Origin of the sequence: Rhizobium hidalgonense (assembly GCF_002914525.1) — a bacterium.
In the GTDB taxonomy this organism is placed as follows: Bacteria; Pseudomonadota; Alphaproteobacteria; order Rhizobiales; family Rhizobiaceae; genus Rhizobium; species Rhizobium hidalgonense.
The window spans coordinates 1-1,141 of the sequence record NZ_LODW01000018.1 but is presented as its reverse complement, the minus strand read 5'-3'; the positions used below and the strand labels follow the sequence as shown (position 1 = coordinate 1,141).

2 protein-coding genes are annotated in these 1,141 nt (G+C 62.0%); both read left to right on the top strand.

The window, feature by feature from the left end:
• The first annotated feature begins 88 nt into the window (after nt 1–88).
• Nucleotides 89–787 (top strand): dimethylsulfonioproprionate lyase family protein, encoded by a 699-nt coding sequence (locus tag ATY29_RS01295; RefSeq protein WP_025418665.1) that lies wholly within the window; start codon nt 89–91, stop codon nt 785–787.
• 96 nt (nt 788–883) lie between these two features.
• Nucleotides 884–1,141: alcohol dehydrogenase catalytic domain-containing protein (locus ATY29_RS01290; RefSeq protein ID WP_165779367.1), on the top strand; the 258-nt coding region annotated here is incomplete at its 3' end.

Genomic DNA, 1,141 nt, shown 5'->3' with positions numbered 1-1,141 from the left:
CTTCCAGGTCGCCGATTACGGCCTGGTCGCCGATCTGTTCGAGGCGCTGCCGGAATTGCAAAAGGCGCTCTAAGCGAGGGGACTGAACGTGGCGCGCGCGGTGGGACGTCCAATCAAACGTGGGGCCGATCTTCTTCTGAACGACGAGGAAAAGCCGGCCTATATCAGGCTGCACGACATCGGCAGGGAAAGGCGTCCTCGGCCGCTGCAGGAGTTCCTCAACGACGTCGGCGGCCTGATGCTGTCGGCCGACGCCCCTGCCGTCGCCAGTTTCGTCGCCGGCAAGGTTCTGCAGAGGCTGCTCAAAACAGGCAAGGTGCGCCCGCTGGAGGGTGGGCCTCTTCCCGGTGCGCCGGAGGGGCTGGATGACGCCATCGGCCATCTTGCCAAATCGGGACGGAAATACGAGGCAATTGCCGGGCAATTCAGAAGCCTTGCCGACAGCCTGCTCTGGCGACGCGGCCGTTCGGGTCCGTTTGCAAGCCTGAATTTTGGCAACACCCATTCTCATGCTGTTGTGGTCGGTCCCGGGGGCATGGAGGAGCGCGCCGACCTCAGGGTCGGGGTGATCTATATGGACCGCTACACCCGGTTTCCCGATCATGTTCAGACGCAGCCCCGCGCCTTCCTTCTGTTTTCGCCGGCTGAAATCTGCCTTGGCGATTCCCAATGGTTTTCTGCCGCCACCGGCACAGTCTTTGCTAACGATGCAGGGCAATCCTTCGCGATTAGATGCACGGCAAAGCCGCTTCTCGCGGTTTGGTGCCAAGTTGAGCCGGAGACGTGATGGGGTGATCTTGGCAGCGATCGGCTAAGGCCGGTCAAGAGGCCAGTCTATTCGAGCATATAGCAGTCAGAATTCGATTTGAGGAAGGATATCGAAATGGACGTTCGCGCCGCCGTAGCCGTTCAGGCCGGCAAACCGCTGGAAGTGATGACCGTGCAGCTGGAAGGCCCGCGGGCCGGTGAAGTGCTGGTCGAGGTCAAGGCGACCGGCATCTGCCACACCGACGATTTCACCCTGTCGGGTGCCGATCCGGAAGGCCTGTTTCCGGCCATCCTCGGCCATGAAGGCGCCGGCATCGTCGTCGATGTCGGGCCGGGTGTCACCTCGGTGAAGAAGGGCGATCACGTCATCCCG